This is a genomic window from Brevundimonas diminuta ATCC 11568 (assembly GCF_000204035.1).
In the GTDB taxonomy this organism is placed as follows: Bacteria; Pseudomonadota; Alphaproteobacteria; order Caulobacterales; family Caulobacteraceae; genus Brevundimonas; species Brevundimonas diminuta.
In genome coordinates, this window is the sequence record NZ_GL883086.1 from 2,251,363 (window position 1) to 2,254,325 (window position 2,963).

4 protein-coding genes are annotated in these 2,963 nt (G+C 68.1%); all 4 read right to left on the minus strand.

The features are described 5' to 3' along the window. A partial coding sequence (locus BDIM_RS14825; RefSeq protein ID WP_040346353.1) for an AAA family ATPase occupies positions 1–182 on the minus strand: 182 nt, incomplete at its 3' end. Between the two features lie 59 nt (positions 183–241). Next, positions 242–523 (minus strand): GIY-YIG nuclease family protein, encoded by a 282-nt coding sequence (locus tag BDIM_RS14830; protein WP_003166401.1) that lies wholly within the window; start codon positions 521–523, stop codon positions 242–244. Between the two features lie 77 nt (positions 524–600). After that, positions 601–1,719 carry a DNA polymerase III subunit beta gene (dnaN, locus tag BDIM_RS14835; RefSeq protein WP_003166402.1) on the minus strand — a complete coding sequence of 373 codons (1,119 nt, stop codon included), beginning with the start codon at positions 1,717–1,719 and terminating at the stop codon, positions 601–603. Positions 1,720–1,924: 205 nt separating this feature from the next. Further along, positions 1,925–2,963, minus strand: a 1,039-nt coding sequence (gene dnaA / locus BDIM_RS14840; RefSeq protein ID WP_050796750.1) for a chromosomal replication initiator protein DnaA, incomplete at its 5' end; no start/stop codon positions are given.

Here is a 2,963-nt window from a genome sequence, read left to right on the forward strand (position 1 = left end):
CCCATCTCGGCCGCCGTCGCCCCGCGCAGCCCCTTGCCGGGGGTCAGCAGGCTGACGGCCTCCAAGAGGTTGGTCTTGCCCGCCCCGTTCGGTCCATGCAGCACGACGGTTCCGCCGGAAACCGGCAGGGTCGCGCTCGCATAGGAGCGGAAATCAGTGAGGGCGAGGGAGGTAAGGCTCAATCTATCCGCTCATCCCGGCGGACGCCGGGATCCAGTGCTTTGGCCGCAAGCGGCGCGGTTCAAAGGAGCGTCTCGAACAGATCGGCCCATGCAGGGTTCATACGCTCGATCAGGTCCAGCTTCCACTCACGTCGCCACTCCTTGATGCGGCGTTCGCGAACAAAGGCGGCCTCTCGAGAGTCGTGGACTTCGTACCAGACCAAGCGGGAAACGGCGTATTTCGCAGTAAACCCGCCGCTCAGCTTCTCGCGATGCTCGACAACCCGTTTCAGCAGGTCGTCGGTTGAGCCCGTGTAGAGCGTGCCGTTGGGGCGGCTGGCCAGAATGTAGACGTAGAACATCCGACCGACCGCTCCCGGCTCTCACTGGGTCCCGGCGTCCGCCGGGATGAGCGGAAGAAGGAACTGCGCCAGCTCGATCAAACCCGCAGCGGCATCAGCACGTACTGGACGCCCACGTCCGCCGGGTCGAGGACCAGCGTCGGGCTGGCCGGGTCGGCGAACTTGAAGTGGGCCGTCTCGCCGGTGATCTGGCCGGCGACGTCCAGCAGGTAGCGGGCGTTGAAGCCGATCTCGAACGGCTCGTCGGAATAGCCGATCTCGACTTCTTCCTCGGCCTGACCGGCCTCCATGTTGCGCACCGTCAGCTTCACCCGGTCGTTGTCGAAGGCCAGCTTCACCGAGCGGCTCTTTTCGGCCGAGATGGTGGCCACCCGGTCGACGGCCTTGGCGAACAGGCTGTTGTCGATGTCGGCCTGTTTGTCGTTGCCCTTGGGAATGACGCGCAGATAGTCGGGGAAGGCGCCGTCGATGACCTTGGAAGTCAGGCTGGCCTCGCCGAACTCAAAGCGGATCTTCTGGGCCGAGACCTGAACCTCGACCGGGCCAGCGCCGTCGTCCAGCAGGCGGCGGACCTGATCCACCGTCTTGCGCGGCACGATGACGCCGGGGCCGCCCGCCGCGCCCTCCGGCGCCGGGGTCTCGGCCAGGGCCAGGCGGTGGCCGTCGGTGGCCACGGCGCGCAGCAGCGGAATGCCGCCGTCGGCCACGGTGTGCAGATACAGGCCGTTCAGATAGTAGCGCGTCTCTTCGGTCGAGACGGCGAAGCGCGTCTTGTCGATCAGGCGGGCCAAGTCTTCCTTGGGCAGGGTGTAGCGCGCGCCCGAAGCCTCGGTCGACATGACCGGGAAGTCGCCCGCCGGCAGCACCGGCAGGTTGAAGCGCGACCGCCCCGCCGCCACCACCAGACGCGGATCATCGCCCGAATAGGTCAGCGACACCTCGGCGCCGTCCGGCAGCTTGCGCACGATCTCATACAGGGTGTGGGCCGGGGCCGTGATCTGGCCCTCGACGTTCACCTGGGCCTCGGCCTCGTCGACCATCTCCATGTCCAGGTCGGTGGCGGCGAACGACAGGCGGTCGCGCCCGGCGCTCAGCAACACGTTGGACAGGATCGGAATGGTGTTGCGACGCTCGACCACGCTCTGGACGTGCCCCAGGGCCCGAAGAAGCGCGGATCGTTCGATGGTCAGCTGCATTTGGTCTCGCCCGGTCGCGACCCCGCCGAAGCAGCGTCGCCGTAAATATGGGCAGGAACACTAGCGCATTGAGCGCGGGGGGCAACGGGCAGAGGCGCTTGCCCCCGATTTCCACAGGCTGGGCGCCCCTGAAATCCGCTCATCCCAGCCTTCGCCAGGATGAGCGGAGGGAGAGCTTACCCGCGCAGTTTGCGCGTCACTTCCTTTACCCGCGCAGTTTGCGCGTCAGGGCCTCGACGTCGCGGGCGATCTGGTCGTCCTTGGGCATCAGCTCCTCGATCTTGCGGACCCCGTGCAGGACGGTGGTGTGGTCGCGCCCGCCGAAGCGGCGGCCGATGTCGGGATAGGAGCGGGTCGTATGCTGCTTGCACAGATACATGGCGACCTGACGCGGGCGGGCGATGGCGCGGGTGCGGCGCTCGCTCAGCAGGTCGGCCTGCTTGAGGTTGAAGTGCTCGGCCACCGTCTTCTGGATCTCGTCCACGGTGATGCGGCGCTCGGGGCCCGTGCGCAGGGCGGCGCCCAGCAGGGACTGGACCTCGTCCACCGTCAGAGCCGACAGGCGGCTGCCGGCGACGGCGGCTAGGGTGTTCACGGCGCCTTCCAGCTCGCGCATCGAGCCGGGAGTGCGGTCGATCAGATGCTCCAGCACGTCGGCGCGGGCCTCGCCCGTGACGACGCCCAGCTGGGCCAGGGCGTTCAGACGCGACTGGGCCACGGCGACCTTCAGGTCGCGGTCCGCCGCCTCGACCGGGCAGGTCAGGCCAGCGGCCAGGTGGCTGCGCAGGCGCGGCTCGACGTCGGTCAGGGCCATGGGCGCGCGGTCGGCCGACAGGACGATGCGCTTGCCGTCCTCGATCAGGGCCGTGAGGGTGTTCAGCAGCTCTTCCTGGGTGCTCGTCTTGCCGCCGACGAACTGGACGTCGTCCAGCAGCAGCATGTCGGCCGAGCGCAGGCTTTCCTTGAAGGCGGCGGTCGAGCGGTCCTGCATGGCGCGCACGAAGGTCGACAGGAAGCGCTCGGCGGTCAGATAGACCACCTTGGCGTCCGGGCGCAGGCGCTGGGCCTCCCAGGCGATGGCGTTCAGCAGGTGCGTCTTGCCGTAGCCGTAGGGGCCGCAGAAGAAGACGGGGTTGAAGTGGCCGTCGGCCCAGGTCGCCACCTGCTTGGCGATGGCCAGGGCGAAGGCGTTGCCGTGGCCCTCGACGAAGCTGTCGAAGGTCAGACGCTCCTGCAGGCCCGCG